The sequence below is a fragment of the Thermogemmatispora argillosa genome (assembly GCF_059696725.1).
In genome coordinates, this window is record NZ_AP019377.1 from 1,065,039 (window position 1) to 1,087,466 (window position 22,428).

Genomic DNA, 22,428 nt, shown 5'->3' on the forward strand with positions numbered 1-22,428 from the left:
GAGAAGGCCGCGAACGGCACCAGGTTTTTCGACTTTGCAAAGCGAGCAGAAAGGGGGCTGGTTCGTATGGCATCTGCAGCCTCAGTGCGCGTGCTGGCAATCGATATCGGTACGGGAACACAGGATATCCTGCTCTTTGAAAGCGGCAGGACAATGGAAAACAATGTCAAGCTGGTGATGCCTTCACCAACGGTGATTGTGGCCGAGCGAATCCGTCGGGCGACGGCGGCGGGCCGACCGCTGCTGCTCACGGGGGTGACGATGGGCGGCGGGCCTTCGCACTGGGCGGCGCGCGATCATGCCCTGGCTGGCTATCCGGTGGCGGTGACTCCCGAGGCGGCGCGGACCTTTGACGATGATTTGAGTGCAGTGGCCCAGATGGGTTTTGAGATCATCAGCGAGGAGGAGGCCGCGCACCGGGCTCAGCTCCCGGAGGTGGTCCATATTGAGCTGCAGGACCTGGACGCGCAGGCCATCGTGAGGGCTTTGCGCTCCTTCGATCTTGACCCGCGGGTCGATGCGCTGGCCATCGCCGCCTTTGATCACGGCGCGGCCCCGCCGGGCTATAGCGATCGGCGCTTCCGTTTCGAGTTTTTGGAGCGGATGATTCGCCGCTCGCCAACTCCGGCTACGTTCGCTTACCTGGCGGAGGAGATCCCGCCGGCGCTCACCCGTTTGCAGGCGATTAAAGCCAGCGTTGCGCGCTACGTAGCCTGCAGCGGCTCCGCGCCGGACCTCCCCGTGTTGCTGATGGATACCGGGGCCGCGGCGGCTCTGGGCGCCTTGGAGGACCCCCTCGTACGCCGCCAGGCCCGTAGTCTGCTTTGCAACATCGGCAACTTCCATACGCTGGCTTTTCACGTGGTCGAGGGGCGCATCGTGGGTCTCTTCGAGCACCACACCGGCGAGATCAGTCGGACACGCCTGGAGGAGCTACTACAGAAGCTGGCAGCCGGCACGCTGACCAACGATGAGGTCTTTTACGATAGCGGTCACGGCGCGCTCGTCCTGGAGCCAGCGGACCCAGCCTTGCCGTCTGCTTCTTCCTCCTCCGCGGGGTTTCCGTTCCTGGCGGTCACCGGTCCCCGTCGCGAGCTGCTGCGCGGCTCGGCTCTGCCTCACTACGAGGCCGTTCCGCATGGCGACATGATGCTTGCGGGCTGCTTTGGCCTGCTGCGGGCGCTGGCCGAGCGCGTGCCTGAGCTGGGCCAGGCGATCCGGCCCGCGCTCCTGAATGAGGCGGCTTGACTCGCCCGGGCCGGGCAGGCAGGGCAGAGGCCAGCGCAGCGGCGAGCAGCCCGGCGCAGGGCAGAGCAGCAAAGGAGCGAGGGGCCAGATCAACTGCACGGAGAGAAGGAGGGAAGAAGAGGGAGAAGAGAAGGGGGACGGGAGCAGCCTGCTCACGGGGTAACAGAGGGGTCTGTAGCCTCAGCAGCAGTGGAGCTGGAACAAGCGGGAGCCTCGGCCTGCGGATCAGAGACGGAAGTCGGCAGGGGAATCGGCCCCTTGTTGCGCTGTCGACGGCGTCCCCTGCGGCGAGCTAATGACTGATCGCCATTGGCGTCGGAGCGTTGATCGAGAATGCGGGCAACTTTTTCGCGGATCAGCGTAATCTGGGAGTAGACGGCCTGACGGGACTGTTGGAGCTTGCGGGCGATAGCGGAGGGGCGTTCACTATTGGCCAGATAACGACAGATGGTGGCTTGTTTCTCCGTCAAATCAACATCGGGATGAGAGAGGGCAGTCCGTGCCAGATCGACCAGTTCACCGTAGCGCCTGCGCTTATACTCATCGAGGTCCGCCGGAGAGAACAACCAGCGATCAACGACTCGTACGCCGGGGATGCGTCCGGCCTCTACGAGATGCATAAAGTGCCAATAGCTCAGATCGAGTTGTTTGGCGGCCTCGTGGGTAGTCAACATACCGTTCAGGTGCTGCAGATTATAATGCAGTTCATCACTCCGTAGGGCCATCTTGGACGCCTTTCTCCACCTGGGATGTGTGAGATTATCTGTCTTCGTCTCGCCTTAGTGCGCTGGTAGTCAGCGCGAGCAGACAACGGGCAAGATCCAATTGTTCATGGTGAGTATACCATACCTGGGGAGGGTTAGCAAGGCATAAGAGGAGTAGCCGCCTCGGGCAAGCCCAGAAGCGCCATCAAGAGAGGAGTAGGTCAGTGCCAGAAAGCGAAGAACACCTCGGGTCCATGAGAGGTCTCTCATGGGACCAAGGTGTCTCAGCCGGGAGACGCCGTGTGAATGAGCGCCTCTGCTCGTCTATCCTGTTTTTTGGTCACTGGCCTCGGCTGCCGCCAGCCTGGCTCAGCCGAAATAGGGAATGAGGCCTAGCGAGGCCGATTAAAGAGATTCTGCAGGCGCATCGCCAGCATCATATCGCCGCTGATCTTGATCTTACCGGTCATGAAAGCCGTGGTGGGATCAAGCTTGCCTTCGACAATGGCGGCCCAGTCCTTATCACTCACCGTGAGCGTGATATCGGGCTTCTCGACGCCACCCTTGATCAGCTCGGCCTGACCATTGTTTACCTTGATGGCATACACGCCAGGATCATCGCCAGTGATGTTCCACTGAAAAGTCTTGTTCAGCCCACTCGCGGCTGACGGATTGACATTCTGAACCATTGCTTCGAAGATCTCAGCAGTTGTCATCGGTGCACTCCTTCTTTGCTCTTTCGCAGGGAGTTACCCTAACTGGCACTGGTTACAGTATAGCAATGGCCTACAAAGAATTCCAGGCAACTAGCTAACAAAAATGCCCGCTTGCTACGGCTTCCAGCTAACTGACCGCCATTCCGCCGAATCTGGCGCGGGGTCAGAATTGCTCTCCCCCTCGCAGCTAGCGTTCTCCTTGAAGGAACGGCCAGCGGCTCGGGCCAGAGCAGCCGGATCAGCCGGTCAGGCGAGCCATTGCTGGCGAGAAGCAAGCGTCAGCGGAGCAGGCTGGGGAGAGCTGCCTCTTGTCAGGCCAGGAGCTTAATGGTATCGTGTCCCTGGCAGGCCACCATCCTGAGTGCATAGTGGCACGCCGGCGCGGGCGGGGAGAGCGCGCTTACTCGCCGGCAAGCCTGGCTGTGGCAGTCTGCCAACCGCTTATCACCGAGCAGAGCCAGCAGGGAGGGAGGGACGACAAGGAGAGTCCGCTATGGCTAGTGCAAGCAGCTTTAAGGTTAAAGTGGAGGGCGGCTATCTCCAGTTCAGTGCCGCTCATTTCATCACCTACGGCGGGAAGTGCGAGCGCCTTCACGGCCATAACTATGGAGTGAGTGTGGAGGCGGAGGGCACCCTCAATGAAGATCAACTGGTCTTTGACTTCACGATCCTCAAGCGTCTGACGCGCGAGATCTGCCAACGCCTCAACCATCGCTTCTTGCTGCCGATGAAGAACCCCCATATCGAGCTTATTGCCTCCGCCGATGAGTGGGAGATCCGCTTTCGGGAGAAACGCTACGTCTTCCCACGAGCCGATGTCGTGGAGCTGCCGATCGATAACTCAACGGCAGAGCGCCTGGCCGAGTACATCGCGCAGGAACTGCTCGAGGCCCTGACACCCTATAATACCTTGAATGTGCAGACGCTGACCGTGGGTGTTTCGGAGGCCCCGACCCAGATGGCCTACTGCCATCTGGATCTGCGGGGACACCTGGCGGGCTGAGGCGCCGGGCCGGAGCGCGGCTTAGGGTAACGCCGATGGCTCACAGCCTTCGGCTGCCAGCCCGGCGAAAAAGCGCTCTGCGGCGGCACGACCCTGCTGATAGAGGGCTTCGATCTCGCTGTGACTGAGATCGAAGCGCGTGGCTCCGATCCTGCCGACGGGAATGCTGATGGTGCGTACGCTCCCACGCCAGCGAGAACGCTGCTCGAGCATGAAGCGATCATGAGCCGAGAGCATGGTAGCGAGCAGGGCCTGACTAAAGGCGATCAGATTGGCCGGTAGGGGCAGACTGGCCAGGCCCGCCTGGTCAGCTTCCGTGCCTGCCCCATCGCCGCAAACCTCTCCGCCGTCGCTTTCGCTGTCATCTGTGCCTTCGCAGAGGTGAAAACCAAGGAGAGGCCGCGCCGCTTCAGCGTCAGAGGGCAGTAGCGCCAGGAGCGGAAAACCACTCACAAGGCCCCCATCGACGATGTAGCTGAGACCGCCGTCGGGACGCTGCAAGGTGACAGGCACATAGAAAAAGGGAATACTGGCGCTCATGCGCACAGCGCGCGCGATGTCTAGCTGGTCAGGATCAAGACCGTAGCTGGCGCGCGCTCTGTGCAGGTCCTGGGGGAGGAGCAGCAGACGTCGGCGACTGATGTCAGCGGCCACCACTGTCAGCCGATAGCGCGGGCCGTGCGCTGCTTCCTGGGCGCCGACCGCTGGCAGCCGCAGATCCCCAAAGCAGCGTAAGCCGCGCGCCCGCAGTAGTTCGCGTATGAACTGCTCCAGCTCGTTGCCAGAATGCAGGCCGAGCTTAAAGAGGAGACGGCTCACCTGATGCAGGCGATCATCGGCGGCGCCAGCGGCAAAGCGTCGGTAGTCGATGGCGCCCATGATGGCATGTAACTCGGCGGCGCTGTAGCCAGCAGCAATCAGGGCGGCGATCATGGCGCCGGCGGAGGTGCCGGCCAGGCGATACCAGCGATAGCCGTGCTCTTCGGCAACGGCCAGCGCGCCAATGTGGGCTAAGGCCCGCATGCCGCCACCTTCGAAGACGGCGTCGGCGACGCGAGCGGAGGGGTGCGGGATGGATGCGGGCTGATCTGGTTGTGAAAGAGCGGGGAGAGAGTTGTCAGACGTGCTGGACATGTTGAGGAGGACCTCCAGGATACGAGGGTTTGGCGCGCTTCATGACGCGCTTGCGAGGAAAGGAGAATAGACTGCTCAGGGGAGCAGTTGCGCCCTTAGATGGACGCTCTCTAGAATAACTATACCCTGATTTCAGCAGAAAAGAAAAGTCTCTGGACGGGCAAAAGTGCAGCGATGCTCTAGCTCTTCCATCCCGAGTATTACCTATGTGCTATCTTAACGGTTTTTTTCTATGCAGGACGCCCCAGTCCGTGATAGAATGGCGAGCGCAGAATCGTGAGATCGCGCCCACTGCAGCCAGGTGAGTGCCTCACCCTCGACGGGCAGGCTCTGAAGCCAGCGTCTCTCTCGTCGGCTGATACTCACTGTGCTGCTGTCGCGCCACCAACGCTGGTCATGGCATGAGCCGAGTCCGACTATGGGATGGGTGAACGTGCACCTTTTCTCTTCCTCCGATGGCGACGACGATGGACAAGGTCTATTATCTTGATTTACAGACCCTCCTGGATAACCTGCAGGGGCAATCGGCGATTCTCTCGACGACGGTGAGCGTACCCACTGTGCGCGGCACCTGCCAGGGCCTGGTTTTTGTGAAGGAGGGGATAGTGCTCGAAAGCCTTATTCAGGGGCCGAACGGCGCGCTGCTCGCGAGTGGGTCCCGCGCCTATGCGCTGCTGAGCAGTCGAGATCAGTGGCAGGTGCGCATTCAGCCGGATGTAGAGCAGATTCTGCGCACCATGATCCGCCCTGCCCTGCCCGAGCCAGAGCCAAAACCAGGTCCGGGATCACGCTCAGCTCAGACCGCGCTTCCTCCTGCTGGCACGTCTTCGTTCTCGCTCTCGCCAGTCCCCCGACCGCTGCGCCCGCTCGACGCTCAGCTGCTGGCGGGCTTCAGTATGCGCCAGCGCTTCGTCTTGCGCCTGGTCTTTACGATGGTGAATGGCGAGCGTTCGGTTGAGCAGATTAAGGCTCAGCTGAATCTCTCGCCGGCGGTGGTTGAGGAAGCGCTGACGACGCTGCGCACCCTGGGTGTGATCAGCTAGCTCAACGCTGCAGCTTCGCTACGATGGAGGATGGTCTCATGAAATCCTTGTTGGCCTGGTGGTTCCGCCTGACGCTCCCCAGGCATCTCCCAGAAACAACGCCGGTTGAGCGTGAACGCGCCCGCTATGCCCGCTTGACGAGCACTTTCGGGCTGGTGATCGCGCCGCTCGGCCTGCTGGCTTTTATCTATGGGGCGTTGACTTCCTTGAATCCGATCGCTCCCTGGATCGAGGGCGTGGCTTGCTTCTGCGCCCTGGCTTCCCCTCTGCTGAACCGCTGGGGCTTTACGACTGTGGCCGCCTCCTTGCTGGTGCTGAATTCGGTCATTAATTCGGTGGGGAACCTGGTGACGAACCCTCTTGATCCGGTCTATGTGGGGATCTTCAGCGCGCTGGTGATCCCGGTGGTGTTGGCCGGCGCTTTGCTCCCCCCGGTGGCGGCTCTGATCACCAGCTTCTTGAATAGCGCCGTCATCGTCGGCCTGACGCTCTTCCAGCAGCATACTCCCGAGTATGATCGCTGGCTCCGTCTTGGCTATGGCTCTATTATGATCGCTTTGCCTATCGCGCTGCAGTTGATCGTCGGAATCATCACTTATGTGATTATGCGCTATCTGATCGCAACGATCCGCCGCGCCGATCGGGCGGAGGAGATCATCGCGCTGCAGAAGGAGATCGCTGAGTACCAGCGTCAGCGCGCTCAGGAACAGCGCCAGCTTGAGGAGGGCATCGCTCAGATCGCTCAGGTCCACGCCGCTGTCGCCAATGGCAATCTCGATGCCCGCGTGCCTACCGGTCAGGAGGGGGTCCTCTGGCAGATCGCTGTTCCTCTCAATAACCTGCTGAATCATGCCCAGCAGTGGAAGCGCAATTCTGATCTGCTGGAGCACACCTATTCACTTGCTCATCAGCTGGTGCGCTATCTGCAGCGCTGCCGCCTGCAGCAGGTACCAGCGGTCTTTACGCAACCAACGGGTACGCCTCTTGATCCTATTTTACCAGAAATTCAGTATTTGAGTGAAAAGGCAACCAGGGCGAACCGCACGTCGCCTCTGCCGTGAGCGGCGGGCAGAGGGAGGTTCTCCTTGCTTGTTCTCTTGCTGTGCGCGCCCGTACGCTCGGTCTGGGCCGGCGTTCGTGGCGCGCTGCGATTCCTGGAGCTATTTCCTGGCTACTGGCTAGCTAGCTAGAAGGAGCTTGGCTTTTGTATGCGAGTCCTCGTGACAGGTGCTTTTGGTAACATTGGCTTTAGTTCGGTGCAGGAGCTGCTGCGCCAGGGCCATACGGTCCGTTGTTTTGATCTACGTACGAAGCGCAATGAGCAGAAAGCGCTGCAGATCAGCCGTGAGGCGGGCGAGCGCGTGACGGTGCAGTGGGGCGATATTCGTCAGCGCGAGGCGGTGGCTGAAGCGGTGCGTGATCAGGAGGTGGTGGTCCATCTGGCTGCGATTCTGCCTCCGGACAGCGATGAGCAGCCCCAGTTAGCCTACGAGGTGAATGTAGAGGGGACGCGCAATGCGATTGAGGTGGCGCGCCAGCAGCCTCGGCCTCCGCGCTTTCTCTTTAGTTCGAGTCTGGATGTGTTCGGCCATACGCAGGATCAGCCACCGCCGCGCAAGGTGACTGATCCGGTGCAGGCTACTGATGACTATACGCGCCATAAGCTGGAAGGGGAGGCCATGCTGAGGCAGTCGGGGCTGACGTGGGCGATCTTTCGCTTCGCCGATGTTCCGCCTCTGGGGCCGAGGCCGGTCCATCCGATTATGTTCCGTATTCCGTTGGATACGCGTTTGGAGATGTTGCATACCTTCGATGCCGGGCTGGCGGTGGCTAATGCGGTGAGCAGTGAAGAGGTCTGGGGCAAGGTCTGGCTGATCGGTGGCGGCCCGTCGTGCCAGGTGCGCTACCGTGATTATTTGAATCGGATGCTGGAGGTGATGGGGATCGGGCCGCTGCCGGAGGAGGCCTTCGGGCACGAGCCATATTGTACAGATTGGCTGGATACGAGCGAGAGTCAGCGAGTGCTGCGCTACCAGCGGCATTCATTTGATGAGATTATTCGGGATGTGGCGAAGTATGCGGCTCCGCCGGCGCCAGTGCGGGCTTTGATGCCGCTGCTGCGCCCAGTGGTGCGCCGGCAGATGCTGAAGCTTTCTCCCTATTGGCAGCAGGCTCAGGCTCGCTCGGCCTGAGCAGGCCGCTCAGAGGGCGCTCAGCCAGGTCAGGGATGCTCTCGTTTGTGGGCAGTGAGTGGAGTGGGCGAGGCGCGCGGCTGGTCGGGCCGCTGGCTGTTCCCTGTGGGAGGGCACAGGGCAGAGGCCAGCCAGGCCGCGCGCTTTTTGCTCTCTCTCAGGCCAGTTCTGGGCGGGTGCCGGGCCGCTGGCTCGTGTAGCAAAGGGCGGCCGGTCTTAGACGAGAATGCGCCCGTCTTTGAGGAAGAGGGTGTCGTCGACCCAGACTTCGCCCCCTTTGCGCAGGTCGCAAATCATGTCCCAGTGGAGGGCCGAGCGGTTTTGGCCGCCGGCCTCGGGATAGCTGGCTCCCAGGGCCAGGTGAATCGTGCCGCCGATTTTTTCGTCGAACAGGATGTTGCGCGTGCTGCGTTGGATGTTCCAGTTGTTGCCAAAGGCGAATTCGCCAGCGATGCGGGCGCCGCTGTCGAGGTCAAGCATGCGCAGCAGGTAGTCTTGTCCCTGGCGGGCGCTGGCTTCGACTACTTTGCCGCCGGCGAAGACGAGGCGGATGCCTTCGACGAGGCGCCCATCGACGGAGCTGGGCAGGTCAAAGGTGATGGTGCCTTCAAGGCTGTCTTCAACGGGGCTGGTGAAGATTTCTCCGCTGGGGAAGTTGCGCCGTCCGTCGCTGTTGATGAAGCGTCTGCCGGCGATGGAGAGGACGAGGTCGGTGCCTTCGCTCACGACGCGGATGCGCTGTTTGCCTTCGAGCCAGGTGACAAGACGCTGCTGCTGCTGGGAGAGGGCGCGCCAGCGGGCGGCAGGGTCGGGGTCATTGAGAAAGCAGGCTTCGAAGACGAATTCTTCGAATTCGCTCAGAGAGAGGCCTGCGTCTTGTGCGTAGGCCGCCGTCGGATAGAGGGTCAGGCACCAGCGATAGCTGCCTTCTTGCTCGCGTTGCTGGAGGCGGCTTCTGAGAAGGCCTTGCGCTTTGCGCCGGCTGGCAAGACGGGCTGGGTCAAGGGTGGTAAGGGCGCTGGTGTTGCTTTCGGCTTCGATCCCCAGGCGCGCGGCTATGCGCTCGGCAAAGCCTTCGAGTAGCAAGGGGGTATGTTGCAGTTGGTCATCGCTGCCTTCCCTTAAGAGGAGTTCTTCGAGGCTATCCAGGTTGAGCAGTGGCAGGGGATAGGCCCCGACTCGCAGGAGTTCGCGATAGACGTTTTCGATGAGGGGCGCGGCTAGCGGCGTGGATTGGATGGCGATGAGTTGGCCAGGCTGAGCCTGGAGGCAGTAGTCGACCAGGGTGCGCGCCCAGCGTGCCAGTCGCTGATCGTACATGATGGCTGCTCCTCTTTCGTTCGAGCTTGGCTCTGTTTCCTTTTTCTCTAGTCCATAGAAACGTGCCGCCGGGGACCCCTGGATGCAGCCAGGGGAGGAAGGCGGCTCCTTCCCTTCTCTCACCTGGAGCTGACACCTTCGGCACTCCTCGGGTATCCTGCTCGTGAGGCTGAAGGCACTGGTCTGTGTGTGGCCAGTAACGGCTATGCCTCATCGTGCAGAGAGGGGAGCGGCGCAGGTCAACTCAGCTCCAGTGTTATACCATCCTACGGGGCAGTGGGCTGCAGTCAACCAGCCCTGAAGCCCGGGCTGACGAGGCTGCGGGCAAGCCCCTGGCTTGAGCCAGGGGTCGTTGACTGATGATAGCACAGAGATCCGGTGCTGACTACTCTGGCTGGACTGCCCGCCAGGGAGCGCGGTTATGCGGGGCCAGGCCAGGCGCTGGGTCGGCGCTTGTGACCCCTCTTCTGAGGGGCGGTGGAGTCCTGTTGTCATGGCAGGTAGTAAGCGTTAGAGGGGGATGCGCCTGGTGAGATGCGTTCAGGCGGAAGGGGTAGCCGCTATTTTGTCAGAGCAGTGACGGGAGTGAGGCCGGCTGTTCCAGCCGGCCCGGCGCTTGAGAGAGCCAGGCGTCTAGCCAGGCAGACAGACAGACAGACAGCAGAACAGCTACCACTGCCGGGCCCCGACGGCGCTTGGCCTGGCAGTCGTATCTTTCGGCAAGGGGGAAGCCCACGGTACGGCGGGCTTCCCCTGCGCTCAGCAGGCTGTTCTTTTGGGTGCGCTCACGCCCGCTGTTGAGAGGGGCGAGTCGCTCAGGAGCAGCGGGGTGGGTTCGGTCGCTGCCGGGCCTACTGCGGCTTGTATCCCCAGACGGTGATAAGGGTGTAGAGACCGCAGAAGTCCTCTTGTTGCATCTCTGCTATGGCCTGCTGCCTGGCTAGTTGTAGCTCTTCCTGAGAGATCATTTGCATCTTTATCAGGAAAGGCTCAATTAGCTCTAGCATCATAAGGTAGTCTTTAAAGACACTATAGTGAGCTTCGGTGCCGCTCGACCACTCTACGGCACTGGCTCGCAGTTGCACCTGTTCAAAGCCCGCCTGGCGCACTAGCCGTGGCAGCACTGGGGTGATGCCGAAGTGACGCCCGTCCGCTGAAAAGCTCTGGCCCGCCTTCTTGAAGGCCGCAGAGATGAGGGCGTGAAGGCGTTCTAGAGCGGGGCTGGTTGTCAGGGGTAGCTCGGCCTCGGTGAGCCTGAGCACTCCCCCGGGTTTGAGCAGACGGCGGCATTCCGCCAGGAGCTTGGGCCAGGCGGCTGGGAGCATGAAGCCCACCAGGAGCCGCCCATTGATCAGGTTAAAGGAGGCAGCGGGAAAGGCCAGCGGTTGCATGACGTCCATTACCTGGAAGTGGGCGTTCTCCAGGCCGCGCGACCAGGCCTGCGCCTGCGCGTAATCGATAACGCCCTGGCTGATATCGACGCCGATCACTTCCACCTTGGGATAGGTAAAGGCGACTTCCAGGGCCCACCCTCCAGGGCCACAGGCCAGGTCAAGTACTCGCCCTCCGTCGGGCAGTGGCGGTCCCCCGGCAAACTCAGGGAAGAGACCCCCCATTCCTCGGGTCAGCATCTGGTCCTGATGCATCAGTCGGGCCAGTTCTCCTGCGTTCTCCGCATCAATCACGTAGGTGTTGTGACTGCTTTCTCGCTCTTCACGCTGCTTCTCTTCAGGAGCCATTGCCTTCCTCTTGCATTGATTCCTTTCCTAGTCTAGTCTAGTCTAGCGAAAACTGCTTTGTCAAACCATGCCAGCCAGCTATGGTGAATGAGCGGGCGAGCACGGTTATCCTGTGGGAGGAGCGATCTCGACCCCAAAGCAGAGAAAGCGTAGAGGAAGCGGGCCAGCATTTGTTATCTCGTGAGGCAGCAGAGGAGGGACAAGTAGACAGTCTCCTTCTCGCACCGTCAGAGACTGCTCACCAAGCTTCATCAGGCCTTCCCCTTCCAGCAGATAAAACACCTCCTGCATGCTCTCATGGGCATGACTGTGGATCGTCTCGCCGGGGGCCACCTCCACCTCATTGACAAAGCACAGAGCTGAGAGCGCCTCTTCGCGACGCAAGAGGACTCGCTTGAGAGCCCCGTGACGCGTTGGTTCCCGAGGGACAGTCTCCCTCGCCCGTATAAGCGGGCGCTGGAGCTTCTGAGCGGGCGCGAAATAGTCATGATCAGCCATAATCTCTCTCCTCTGATTGATGGCGCTGCTTTACTCTCAAGATACCATCAGAGTAACTGATAGCCTGTTGAGTAGGCGGTCGTTTTGCCTTCTTGCAAGAGAGCAAGAAAGCCAGCATTGCCCATCTGAAGGCGTTGCTCAGCTAGCCAGATGAGACGCGATAGCTTCCCCAAGAGGGTCGGGTAGTGATCCTGAACCACAAGAATTAGACGCTGAGCCTCCTCAATAGCAGCCGCCGGGTCAAGCAGAATAAGACACTGAGCCCGAGACACTTGCATGACCAGGGACTCAAAACCTGGGAGTTCGATACTCAGTCCTTCCCACCCTTGGAAAAGCTGGTATGCCAGGCCTGCAGCCTGCTCGCGACGAGCCAGCGGCAGTGTTTTGCGCAGATGAAAAGCAAACCGTTTGTAACCCTCTCCTTGCATATAGGTAATTTGATTGAAGGCTTTAGCCCGTTCGCTGCTAGGAAGTGCCAGCACACTGCCGCGTGCGGCGTCGAGCCGTTGCAACCAGAGGTTTTCATCTCCACGGGTAGCAGCCAGATGAGCATACTCGCACAGGAAGTGAGTCCAGAGAGGAGCCAGCTCCTGTCCCTGAAGCAACTTGAGACCCTCTTGACAGGCCTGCTCAGCTTCTTCAAAATGCCAGAGCACACGCTGATGCCTCCCGCGGCGAGCAAGTAACTGCGCAGCCAGAAGACGCTCTTCGCCCTTCTTGAGATTGCTGGCACATAGAAAACGGTCCTCCAGCTCATTGTAGAAAGCAATGAGCTGCGGGGCACGCCGGTACCACGAGATTACATACTCCTGAGCGCGGGCCCTGAGTAAGCCTAAGCGCAATTCCCACGATGTCATTCTTGGATCATCGCGCAGGTCGGGGGTAGCAAGCCAACGCTCATAAAGACTTTGTGTCACGGCCAATACATACTGATACTCCCCCTGCTGCAAGAGCTTCTCCAGAGAGTTCAGGAGTATGTATAAGAGATCCAGATCAAGGGCAGCTTTGGAGAGAGCAACTGGCTGTCTAAGCGCCTTACTCTCCTGGAGCAGTTCGTTAGCGCCGATGGCACCGGCTCCCAAAGCAACCGCCATACGCTGCAGAGCACGAAGTAATTCTCGTCGGGCCTGGTCAAACGAAGGCATATCCTGGCTCCCCTCTTGGAGGTGCTGAGATTCAACGCTTCCGAAGCCCTCTAAACAGGCAGATCGCCACATGGAGAGGTCATCAGGGATCACTCTCTGCCCAGTGCAACCAGCAGACCTCTCGCCTGATCCTTGTGCCGGCTGGCCGGTCGGCAGTCGAAGGTGAGGTCCTGCTAGCCACCGCACCAGAGGGCGCGCACGCAGGTATGCCACCAGTTCTTCGGTCTGAGGCTTGGGACGGCGGCCCGCTTGCCCTAGTACTTTCTGCAGGCGATCATAATATATTTCAATTTCTTGATAGGCTCCTCGCTCTCCTAATAATTCCACAAGTAATCTAAAGCCATCTTCATTGTCTGGCTGCCTTTCCAGCAGGAGCCGCAGAGAGAACTCCGCTTGGGCTATTCCCCCTTGAAGCCGATAGCAGCGCGCAAGAGCCTGAGCGCACTGACTCAGGAGGCCTTCGAGCAGCTCACGTCTGGCATCCAGCCAGGGGGCATAGCAACCTGCCAGAAAGATGCCACGCCGTCCGAGCTGAAAAGCCCGTTCCCAACAGACTAAGGCTAAACCCTGCTCTCCAAAACGCTCAAAACGGCTGGCCTGCTCCATATACCATAAAAAGGCATCAACATCTAACCAGACAGTTGGATAAGGAGCAAGGCGATAGGCCCTGCTGATACCCGCCTGCTCTAACCAGAATAATGTATCAGGTTCAACCTCTGGCACCACAGACCTTAATAGAGAGCGTAGGCGAGAAGCTGTATCATCGAGTCGAGCTGCAGCCTTGCGGGGAGAATAATCCCCAAAGAGCCATTCCTGCAGGTCTTCACGTGTGGCTAGCCGCCCCGGCTGGCACAGCAAGGCCGCCAGCAATGCAAAGACGTGCTGATAACTGCTCAGATACTTCTTGAGCCTCTCTCGCCGTTCTTCCTGAGAGAGGACGCGACAAGCGTATACCTGCTTAGGGGCTTGCCCCGGCCTTTCCACTGTCAGCCAGCCGAAGGCGCGTAACACAAGCCGCAGATCTCTCGGCTTCTGTCCTATGGTGTCCTCTCCGAGCCAAATTTCGGCGACATTCTTCCCTTCCATACTAAAGACCTCCTATGGGCGCCTGCTAGAGGAAGCGAATCTGACAAGGGGTGATTTACCTCTTCTGAGAAACCTTCTATCCAAGAGTACATATATGCTTTTTCTCAAGAAAGTATACCATCCATTTGCTTAAGGCGCCAGAGGCTACACAGGCGTACGAGACAGCCTAGAGAAAGTCACGGTCTGCCGCCAGATCTTGCCAGAAAAGCTAGAGATGGGTAAAGGGATAGACAGCTATTCGCAAGAGGCAGTCACGCCCAGGCTTCAGGCGCAAGATACTCCTCTTTTGGCGGTCCCTGATCCGCTATCCTGAGCTGATTGGTCTGCGTCCCGACTACAAGAGCACGAGACAATCTATAAGTTTCCCCTTCTAGATCACTCTGAATGCAAGTAAACCATGATACTCATAATAGTAAAATTCACTCGCATAGTGTCCTGCTAGACAGAGCACATGCTATCCTTAACCACAAAAAGGGCCATAGAGGATAGCAAATCTCCCAATAGGACAGGGAAGAGCGACATTCGCTGCAGAGGTCAGAGACCCTGGACTGATGTGGAAAGCAGAGCAATCCCACAAGGTAGGAGCACAGGAAGGAGAGCGGACCCTTGCTTACAGCGGATCTATACCACCAGTCATCAGATCGTCAACCGGGCTGGCTGGTCGGCCTGGAAGATCAGATGACCATCAGCAGTCCCCAGATCCAGGCAGCTTCATTGACAGAAGAAGGCGACTGGACATCACGGATTCGCCGCCTCAATTCACTGATCAAGCTGGGCCAGCAGGAGTTCCAACAGGGCCGGTTAGCAGAGGCCCTACACTCCTTCGAAGCAGCCTGGAAGCTGGCAGCATCTGCTCAGCTGCCGGCCGAGGCGGCAAGGCTACAGGGATGGTGCGGCTTGATCTACCGCCGCTTCGGTCGCTCGCAGTCAGCATTGCAAGCCTATCAGCGCGCCTTAGCATTCTACAGAAGCATCCCCGATCCTGGCCGGTCTGCTTTTCTGACAAGCGAGATCGGCCAAGTGCTGCTCCAGCAAGGGCGCCTTTCAGAGGCACTTCTTTATTGCCTGGCTGGCTTACGCCTTCATCTCCAGCTTGCAGATCAGGGCCAGGGCAATACCCTTGCGACAGGAATGAGCCACGCTGCGCTTGGCCTGGTCTGGCTCTCCTTTCGGGAGCTTGCTGAGGCCGAAAAGCATTTTTCTGCCGCGCTCATTTGCTATCAGCAAGATTCCTATCAACCAGGAATCGCTACCCTCTGCTATTATCAGGGACTGATCGCTCTGGCCAAGACTCAGCTTGAACAAGCAGCAGGACTATTCCAACAGGTGAACATACTGGCAAGAGATTGCAAGGGCAAAGAGGAGATTGCCTTGCTGAGCGAGCACGGACTAGGCTGTCTTGCCGCCTGTAGAAAAAGCTGGCCAGAAGCAATAAGCCGTCTAAGCCGCGTCTGCGAAGGCGCTCAACGTTTGCAACATCGCTATCTCCAGGCGAAAAGTTCCCTGGAGCTGGCAAGAGTGCTGCAGCAAGCTGGTCACTATGCAGAGGCCAAGCGCTATTGTCTTCAGGCCCAAACACTTGCCAGGGAAGAGGGCTATCGGTTGTTGCTAGCCCACAGTGAAATACTCCTGGGCGACCTGTTCGTCGTCCGGGGCCAGGTCGCTCAGGCTCTTGCTCACTATCGTGAAGGGTGCTCTTTGGCGGCTCCCACGGAGCTTCACACCTATCTCCAGGCCAAGCAGAGAATGATTCAAGGGCTGTTGCCTGTATTGGAGGGGCTTGAAAAAGAACGAGGGCAATCGCGGCAGCAGCGGGTCACTGGCTCTCCCTCTCTGGAAAGCGAGGCAGATGAGGGTCTGTGACTGAAGTCAGAGCCACCGCCATCGCCCATCACCCTCACCTCCTCACTAACAAGGAGGACCCTGAGCAGAGCCTTTCCCATCTGGCCCGCCCAGGGTCCTCCCTTTGTCCTCTTCAACTTCTCTGCCCGGTCTCACTCAGCCCCGAACCCGGGCCGCGTCATGCCCAGGTGCCAGGAATCGCTGTTCTCTCCAACTGAGTGACTGACTGGCTGACTGACGTTCGCCCCGCAGGACCTCAGCCGCGCGCACGCTCGGCAGCCTTCAGAATAGCCCGGCGCGCCATCACACACGCCATCTGAGCCCGGTACTGCTTTGAACCGTGGATATCCTCCATCAGCTCCAGGCCCTCTGCGGCATGGCTGGCCGCCTCGGCCACCGTCGCCTCATCTAGCTGCTTGCCCACCAGGGCCGCCTCCACCGCCGCAGCGCGCGTCGGCATCGTGCCCGCCCCCGTAATCACCACGCTCGCCGCCGTACAGGCGCCATCGGCCCCCAGCGTCACCACCGCCGCACAACCGGCGACCGCATAGTGTGACGCCTTATTAGCCAGCTTAGTATAGGCGCTCCCCGTGCGCTCCGGCGGCAGCGGAAAGCGAATCTCCGTCACCATCTCGCCCGGCTCCAACGCCGTCGTGAAGGTCCCCAGGAAGAAATCATCTGCCGCAATACTGCGCTCCCCCTTGGGTCCCCGGACACGAATCTCCGCCTTCAGCGCCCTCACGGCCCCCGGCATGTCCGCCGACGGATCAGCATGCGAAATACTGCCGCCAATCGTCCCCCGATTGCGCACCTGCGGATCACCAATCACCGAGGCACACTCAGGCAAGACCGCAAAATGCCGTCGCAAGACCTCCGAACGCTCAATCAGCGCATAGGTCGTCAACGCCCCGACCGCCACCACACCTGGCTCTTCTCGAATATAAGAAAGACCGGGAATGCGCCCGATATCGATCAAATGGGCCGGCTGGGCCAGACGCAGCTTCATCGTAGGGATCAGACTATGGCCGCCAGCCAGCAACTTCGCATCATCGCCGTACTGCGAGAGCAGGGCAATGGCCTCATCCACCGAGGTCGCAGGATGATACTCAAAAGCGGCAGGAATCATCAGACATCTCCTCCTCGCGTCGTACGTCAAGGGCAGGCAGACCAGCAGGCCCACGCATCACCACCAACCACCAGCCAACCAGCCAGCAGAGCGGCCCGCCGGCCCGCGCCCCACCTCAGCCTTCGCCGTCGTCATCGACGTTCACCAGAGCAACAGACGAATCCTCACTGACAGCGAGAGCAGGCTGACTCACTCAGGCCTGCGGCTGCGCCTGTTGCTGCTGCTGGATAATGCGCCAGATGCGCTCAGGAGTAAAGGGCATATCGACATGCGGCAGACCGAGCGCGTCCGCCACAGCCCCAGCGACCGCCGGCGTCGCCGCGATCGTCCCAGCCTCGCCCACACCCTTGACCCCCAACGGATTATAAGGCGTGGGCGTCACCGTATGATCCAACTCAAAAGACGGCAGCTCCGAAGCCAGCGGCATCGCATAATCCATAAACGTCGACGTCAGCAACTGGCCATTCTCATCGTAGACCACGCCCTCAAAGAGCGCCTGCCCGACCCCCTGGACAATGCCACCGTGGATCTGGCCCGCCACCAACAACGGATTCAACTGGCGCCCACAGTCATCGACGGCCACATAGCGCGTCAAATGCACCTCACCCGTATCCTTATCGATCTCCACGACGCAGATATGTGTCCCGAACGGGAAAGTACAGGCCTCCGGCTCAAAGAAGACCGTTGTCTCCAGGCCCGGCTCAATCCCCGGCGGCAACGTATTCGAGAAATTGGCCGCCGCCGCCACCTCAGCGAAGGTCACCGCCTTCTGCGGCGCCCCAGCCACCGAGAACTTCCCATCCTCCAGCGTCACATCTGCCGGGCTGGCCTCCAGCATATGAGCAGCGATCTGCTTCATCTTCTCCTTCAACTTCTGCACGGCATTATAGACCGCCGTGCCGCCCACCGCCGTCGTGCGGCTGCCATACGTACCGCGCCCCTCGGGCGTCGAATCGGTATCACCGTGGATCACCAGCACGCGCTCAATAGGGATACCGAACTCATCGGCAGCAATCTGCGCAAAAGTCGTCTCCTCGCCCTGCCCATGCGGTGAAGCGCCCGTATAGATGAGCACATCGCCACTCTGATCGACGCGCACCCGCGCGCTCTCATAGAGACCGAAGGGCGTCAGGCCCTTGGGACCAATACCACAGATCTCCACGTAGGAAGAGATACCGATGCCCATCAGCTTCCCCTGGGCCCGCTTCTGAGCCTGCTCGGCGCGCAACTGCTGATAACCGATCAACTGCATGGCCTTCTCCAGGGCGGCCTGATAGTTGCCGCTATCATAGACCGTACCCGTGGCCATCTTATGCGGGAACTGCTCGGGCTTCACGAAATTGATCATGCGCACCTCGGCAGGGTCCTTACCCAGGGCATGAGCCACCAGATCAACAGCGCGCTCCACCAGATAGGCCGCCTCGGGCCGGCCCGCGCCGCGATAGGCATCGGTCGGCGCCTTATTGGTGAAGACGATATCGCAACTGCCATAGGCCACCGGGATGTCGTAGCAGCCACAGATCATCGGCAGCGTGAAGGCAATCGCGATCACGTCCGTAAAGAACTGCAGGTAGGCACCCAGATCCGAGACCACATGGACCTTCAGACCGGTGATCTTCCCTTCGCGCGTGGCCGCCACCTCCACATAATCGATCTGGTCACGCCCGTGGATGGTCACCGCCAGATTCTCGCTGCGATCCTCGATCCATTTGACAGGGCGGCCCGTCTTCATGGCGGCGAAGGCTACCAGGGCCTCTTCAGGATAAATATTGAGCTTACAGCCGAAGCCACCGCCGACCTCGGGGACAATCACACGCACCTGATGCTGTGGCAAACCAAGCTGCTCGGCCAGGTAGTTGCGCAACAGATGAGGGATCTGCGAGGAACTCCAGATAGTCAGCGTGCGATCCGCCTTGCGGAACTCGGCTACCACGCCACGCGTCTCCATTGGCGAAGGCGCCAGGCGCTGATTGACCATGCGCTGCTTGACCACAATGCCGCCATTGGCCTGGGTCTCAGCAAAAACCCGATCGATCTCATCAGTTGGGGGGCGCACCGAAGCGGCCACATTGGTCCCAAACTCCTCATAGAGCAAGGGCGCATCGGGCTGAGCCGCCTTCTCAGGATCAACCACCGCCGGCAGCGGCTCGTAGTCGACCTCGATCAGGTCGAGCGCATCGCGCGCCCCGTAGCGGCTCTCAGCGATCACCACCGCCACCGGATCGCCATAGAAACGAACCTTGCCTTCCGCCAGCGGTCCGCGCCGGCCCATACCATTGGTGATGTGCGGCGGCAGCGGCGCCGCGACCGGGATATTCCCAACAACCCCCTTGAGATCCTGGGCCGTGTAAACCGCTACGACGCCTGGGGCCTGCTTGGCCGCCTCCGTATTGATGCTGCGAATGCGCGCATGGCCGTAGGGACTGCGCAGGACCGCCATGTAGAGCATACCGGGGAGCTTGATATCGTCAACGTAGGTCGCTTGACCGGTGATCAGGCGGGGATCTTCGCGCCGCTTAATCGGCGTACCAACCAGTGCAGCAATACCCATAAGCAACCGTTCCTTTCTCCTCGTAACAGGCAACAGAGACAAATGGATAGAGGAGACCTGGTCAGTTCAACACAGCCAACACAGCCCGCCCGGCCCCGAACGGAAGGGCGGACGGCCTGCAGACAGCACTGTCTGAGCCAGGTGAGCAAGCTTTCCGCTGGATGACTACGTGAACAATCGCCAGTAATCGCGAGCGAGCAGAGCCGTCGCGTCCACCTCAGTGCGAGCCCAACACATCCGGCGCGCTCACGCGCCAGCACAGAGGCACCTCGGCTAAGGACACACGCTCGCTCAATGGGGTCGTCGCTTGAAGTCTGAGAGACTGACAAGCAAGCGAGCTAGCTAACAGGCTGCCGTCGGAAAGCAGCCGGCCTTACTCGCTGGCGCCCACAGGCTGCGAGGCGCCGGCTTGCATTTTTTCCGCTGCATACTGGACGGCCCGCACAATATTCTGGTAGCCCGTGCAGCGGCAGATATTGCCCTCTAGCCCCTTGCGGATCTCAGCCTCGGTCGGGTTGGGGTTGGTCTTGAGCAACTGGTAGGCCGCCATGATCATGCCTGGCGTACAGAAACCGCACTGCAGCCCATGCTTTTCCCAAAAGCCTTCCTGCAGCGGATGGAGCTGTCCCTCTGGAGCCAGGCCCTCAATGGTCGTGACCTCACAGCCGTCCGCTTGCACGGCCAGTACGGTGCAGGACTTGACCGCTTCGCCGTTGAGCAGCACGGTGCAGGCCCCACACTGCGAGGTGTCGCAGCCGATGTGCGTGCCCGTCAGGTCCAGCACATCGCGTAAATAGTGCACCAGCAACATGCGCGGTTCGACCTCTGAACGGTATTGCTGACCATTCACAGTCACCGTGATTTCGCGCTTCGTCGTCATTGGTGATACCTCCATGTGGTCGGTTTGATCAGGCCCGTGAAGTTTCTGCCCTCTGTTCAGTATACAAAGGCCTGGAACAGCATAGGCCCATTGGGAACAGCTCAGCTTCTTATTGGGCTGCAGCAGTCGTCGTGGAACGGAATGACGGACCTGGGCGCGCCGGCCGTCGTCACCGGCCCATCACGAGCCGCAGGCGCTCAGATGCCCCCTTCTTTGGCGCTGCTGACTCTGGCTGCTGCACACGCGCGCAAACAAGCATGGGGAAAGGATCATCAGGGGGAGGCTCGCCAGATCGCTACCTCCCTGCCTTTTGTATGCCGCGGCTTCTCCTTCCTTTCTCGCTCCTTACACACGCCCAGAGAGAACGACCTTTTGAGCACCTTGCACGCCCGAGCCGCTTGCCGGCTTCGTTCACCTACTCACGCACTCCCTCGCTCTTCTCCGCGTCCGGGCCCGCTGAGGCTCGCGCCGGCACCGGACCGCGGGCAGCGCGCTCTTTACAAGCGCGCCAGACCGGCAGGAACTCGTTTCAGCTAACAGATAGAGAGTAGCATACGAATGGGCTGAGTGTCAATCGGCGCCAGGCCCGTCAGGCCGATTCCTTGCTCCTCCCCCGCTCGCTTGTGGTACAATATCCCTGATTTTCTAATAGCGTACAAAGTACACTAACTGAGGAGGGCATCCGATGCATCGCCGCGCCCCCAGTGTGCACCCGGGATTGATGACCGACATGTATCATCCAGATGCTGCCTATGTAAGCTGGCGCACCGGTCGCAACGGACTGGCGACCTTCGACCTGTATACGCGCACCGCCCCCTTTGGTGGTGCTTACCTGCTCGTTGCCGGTCTGGAGGCGGCGCTTGAATTCGTACAGTCGTTTCGCTACACCGAAGAAGAACTGACCTTTCTGGCCCGCATCCGCGACTATGACGCGGCCTTTTTGGATGAGCTGGCGAATTTGCGCTTCACGGGCGAGATTCTCGCCATGCCAGAAGGCTCCATCGCCTTTCCCAACGAACCGATTCTGCGCGTGACGGCCCCCTTTCGCGAGGCCCTGCTCCTGGAAGCCGGCATTATGCAGGCTATGAACCTGGCGACGCTGATCGCCACAAAGGCCTCGCGCATCGTCTACGCGGCCCAGCAAGGTCAGCCACGCCGCGTGGCGGAGTTCGCTTTCCGCCGTGCTCAGGAGCCAATGACGGTGGCGCGCGCCGCCTATATCGGTGGCTGCGCCAGTACGTCGCTGCTCAATGCCGCCTATGAGTTCCGCCTGCCAGCGACCGGCACTGTTCCCCACGCCTTGATCGAACTCTTCGACAGCGAAGAAGAAGCCTTTGAGGCCATCGCTCAGGCCTATAACCGCTATACCTTGCTGCTGGACACCTACGATCCGCGCCGCGCCATCCATACCGCGATTGAGGTGGCGCTGCGCGCTCAGGAGACCCTGGGCCATACGCTAGCCGCGGTCCGCATTGACAGCGGGGACCTGGTGGCCGACAGCCTGTATATTCGCGAGCAGCTTGACAAGGCTGGTCTGCAGCATGTGCGCATTTTGGCGAGCGGCGACCTGGACGAGTGGAAGATTCTGGAGCTACTGCAGGCCGGCGCGGCTATCGATGCCTTCGGTGTCGGGACAGCCCTGGGCAGCGGCGCCGGCTCGGTGGAGCGTGGTATTGCCGGCGGCTCACTTGGGGCGGTCTACAAGGAGGTTTGGTACGTTGATGAGAACGGCACCGAGTACCCGAAAGTGAAGTTGGCCAGTGAGAAAGCGACGTGGCCGGGCAAGAAGGAGATCTATCGTCATCCGCAGTGGGAGGAGGATGTAGTCCAACTGGCCCATGAGCCAGCACCGGCGGGCTACCATCGCTTGCTCAAGCCGGTGATGCGCAATGGCGAGATGGTTCCCGGCAGTCTGCCGCCGCTGTCAGAGATCCGCGAGCTGGCTCAGCAGAATCTGGCTGCGCTGCCCGAGAAGTATCGAGCTTTGACGGTGCAGGAGCCGTATCCGGTGCGTTTTAGCGAGGGCCTGCAGGTGCTGCGTCGCCAGGCGGCGCGCATCGTTGGGGTCGAGCTGCCCGAGTAGCGTAGCGCGGGCGGGCCAGGCGCGCGGCGTCGCCCTGGATGAAAGCGCGCTCCGCCCTGTTCGCCCGCGCCCGCGCGCTCGGATCGTAGCCTGACTGGGACCTGACGGTGAGCGCTGC

At 60.4% G+C, this 22,428-nt stretch carries 17 protein-coding genes and 1 pseudogene; 7 read left to right on the plus strand and 11 right to left on the minus strand.

The genetic code is table 11. The features are described 5' to 3' along the window. Positions 1–66 precede the first annotated feature (66 nt). Positions 67–1,248, plus strand: coding sequence for a DUF1786 domain-containing protein (locus AC6H1L_RS04195; protein WP_497600289.1), 1,182 nt, complete (start codon positions 67–69; stop codon positions 1,246–1,248). Positions 1,249–1,400: 152 nt separating this feature from the next. On the opposite strand, the gene AC6H1L_RS04200 is transcribed toward AC6H1L_RS04195, so the two are convergent. Next, positions 1,401–1,973, minus strand: coding sequence for an excisionase family DNA-binding protein (locus AC6H1L_RS04200; RefSeq protein WP_497600290.1), 573 nt, complete (start codon positions 1,971–1,973; stop codon positions 1,401–1,403). Between the two features lie 371 nt (positions 1,974–2,344). Then, on the minus strand, positions 2,345–2,668 hold the full coding sequence (locus tag AC6H1L_RS04205; RefSeq protein WP_322480721.1) for an SCP2 sterol-binding domain-containing protein: 324 nt from the start codon (positions 2,666–2,668) through the stop codon (positions 2,345–2,347). A gap of 493 nt (positions 2,669–3,161) precedes the next feature. Here AC6H1L_RS04205 and AC6H1L_RS04210 point away from each other — a divergent pair, with 493 nt between their 5' ends. After that, positions 3,162–3,671, plus strand: coding sequence for a 6-pyruvoyl trahydropterin synthase family protein (locus AC6H1L_RS04210; protein ID WP_497600291.1), 510 nt, complete (start codon positions 3,162–3,164; stop codon positions 3,669–3,671). A gap of 21 nt (positions 3,672–3,692) precedes the next feature. Here AC6H1L_RS04210 and AC6H1L_RS04215 read toward each other — a convergent pair whose 3' ends face one another. Then, complete coding sequence (locus AC6H1L_RS04215; protein ID WP_497600292.1) at positions 3,693–4,805, minus strand: patatin-like phospholipase family protein; 1,113 nt, start codon at positions 4,803–4,805, stop codon at positions 3,693–3,695. Between the two features lie 455 nt (positions 4,806–5,260). Here AC6H1L_RS04215 and AC6H1L_RS04220 point away from each other — a divergent pair, with 455 nt between their 5' ends. The 3 genes from AC6H1L_RS04220 to AC6H1L_RS04230 all read left to right on the plus strand — a co-directional run bounded on the left by AC6H1L_RS04220 (position 5,261) and on the right by AC6H1L_RS04230 (position 8,040). Further along, positions 5,261–5,848, plus strand: coding sequence for a hypothetical protein (locus AC6H1L_RS04220; protein ID WP_497600293.1), 588 nt, complete (start codon positions 5,261–5,263; stop codon positions 5,846–5,848). Between the two features lie 38 nt (positions 5,849–5,886). Then, positions 5,887–6,909 (plus strand): hypothetical protein, encoded by a 1,023-nt coding sequence (locus AC6H1L_RS04225; RefSeq protein ID WP_497600294.1) that lies wholly within the window; start codon positions 5,887–5,889, stop codon positions 6,907–6,909. A 147-nt stretch (positions 6,910–7,056) separates the two neighbouring features. Continuing rightward, entirely contained in the window at positions 7,057–8,040 is a 984-nt protein-coding gene (locus AC6H1L_RS04230) for an NAD-dependent epimerase/dehydratase family protein (protein WP_497600295.1), read from the plus strand. 216 nt (positions 8,041–8,256) lie between these two features. Here the strand turns inward: AC6H1L_RS04230 and AC6H1L_RS04235 are convergent, their stop codons facing one another. The 5 genes and pseudogenes from AC6H1L_RS04235 to AC6H1L_RS04255 form a co-directional block, all read right to left on the minus strand. Then, positions 8,257–9,360 (minus strand): aminopeptidase, encoded by a 1,104-nt coding sequence (locus AC6H1L_RS04235; RefSeq protein ID WP_497600296.1) that lies wholly within the window; start codon positions 9,358–9,360, stop codon positions 8,257–8,259. Positions 9,361–10,211: 851 nt separating this feature from the next. Further along, on the minus strand, positions 10,212–11,099 hold the full coding sequence (locus AC6H1L_RS04240; RefSeq protein ID WP_497600297.1) for a class I SAM-dependent methyltransferase: 888 nt from the start codon (positions 11,097–11,099) through the stop codon (positions 10,212–10,214). 105 nt (positions 11,100–11,204) lie between these two features. After that, a complete protein-coding gene (locus tag AC6H1L_RS04245) occupies positions 11,205–11,597 on the minus strand; it encodes a cupin domain-containing protein (RefSeq protein WP_497600298.1) in 393 nt (130 codons plus the stop codon). Positions 11,598–11,644: 47 nt separating this feature from the next. After that, on the minus strand, positions 11,645–12,742 hold the full coding sequence (locus AC6H1L_RS04250; protein WP_497601590.1) for a hypothetical protein: 1,098 nt from the start codon (positions 12,740–12,742) through the stop codon (positions 11,645–11,647). A gap of 267 nt (positions 12,743–13,009) precedes the next feature. After that, positions 13,010–13,828: pseudogene (locus AC6H1L_RS04255) on the minus strand (AfsR/SARP family transcriptional regulator); the annotation flags it as partial. 606 nt (positions 13,829–14,434) lie between these two features. Between AC6H1L_RS04255 and AC6H1L_RS04260 the strand changes: the two are divergent. Further along, positions 14,435–15,691: a tetratricopeptide repeat protein gene (locus tag AC6H1L_RS04260; protein ID WP_497600299.1), complete on the plus strand. Its 1,257-nt coding sequence runs from the start codon at positions 14,435–14,437 to the stop codon at positions 15,689–15,691. A 235-nt stretch (positions 15,692–15,926) separates the two neighbouring features. Here the strand turns inward: AC6H1L_RS04260 and AC6H1L_RS04265 are convergent, their stop codons facing one another. The 3 genes from AC6H1L_RS04265 to AC6H1L_RS04275 form a co-directional block, all read right to left on the minus strand. Next, positions 15,927–16,796 (minus strand): FAD binding domain-containing protein, encoded by an 870-nt coding sequence (locus AC6H1L_RS04265; RefSeq protein ID WP_497600300.1) that lies wholly within the window; start codon positions 16,794–16,796, stop codon positions 15,927–15,929. 193 nt (positions 16,797–16,989) lie between these two features. Next, positions 16,990–19,347, minus strand: coding sequence for a xanthine dehydrogenase family protein molybdopterin-binding subunit (locus AC6H1L_RS04270; RefSeq protein ID WP_497600301.1), 2,358 nt, complete (start codon positions 19,345–19,347; stop codon positions 16,990–16,992). A 373-nt stretch (positions 19,348–19,720) separates the two neighbouring features. Next, positions 19,721–20,227, minus strand: a complete 507-nt coding sequence (locus tag AC6H1L_RS04275; RefSeq protein WP_497600302.1) for a (2Fe-2S)-binding protein — start codon at positions 20,225–20,227, stop codon at positions 19,721–19,723. A gap of 685 nt (positions 20,228–20,912) precedes the next feature. Here AC6H1L_RS04275 and AC6H1L_RS04280 point away from each other — a divergent pair. After that, positions 20,913–22,310 carry a nicotinate phosphoribosyltransferase gene (locus tag AC6H1L_RS04280; protein ID WP_497600303.1) on the plus strand — a complete coding sequence of 466 codons (1,398 nt, stop codon included), beginning with the start codon at positions 20,913–20,915 and terminating at the stop codon, positions 22,308–22,310. Positions 22,311–22,428 lie beyond the last annotated feature (118 nt).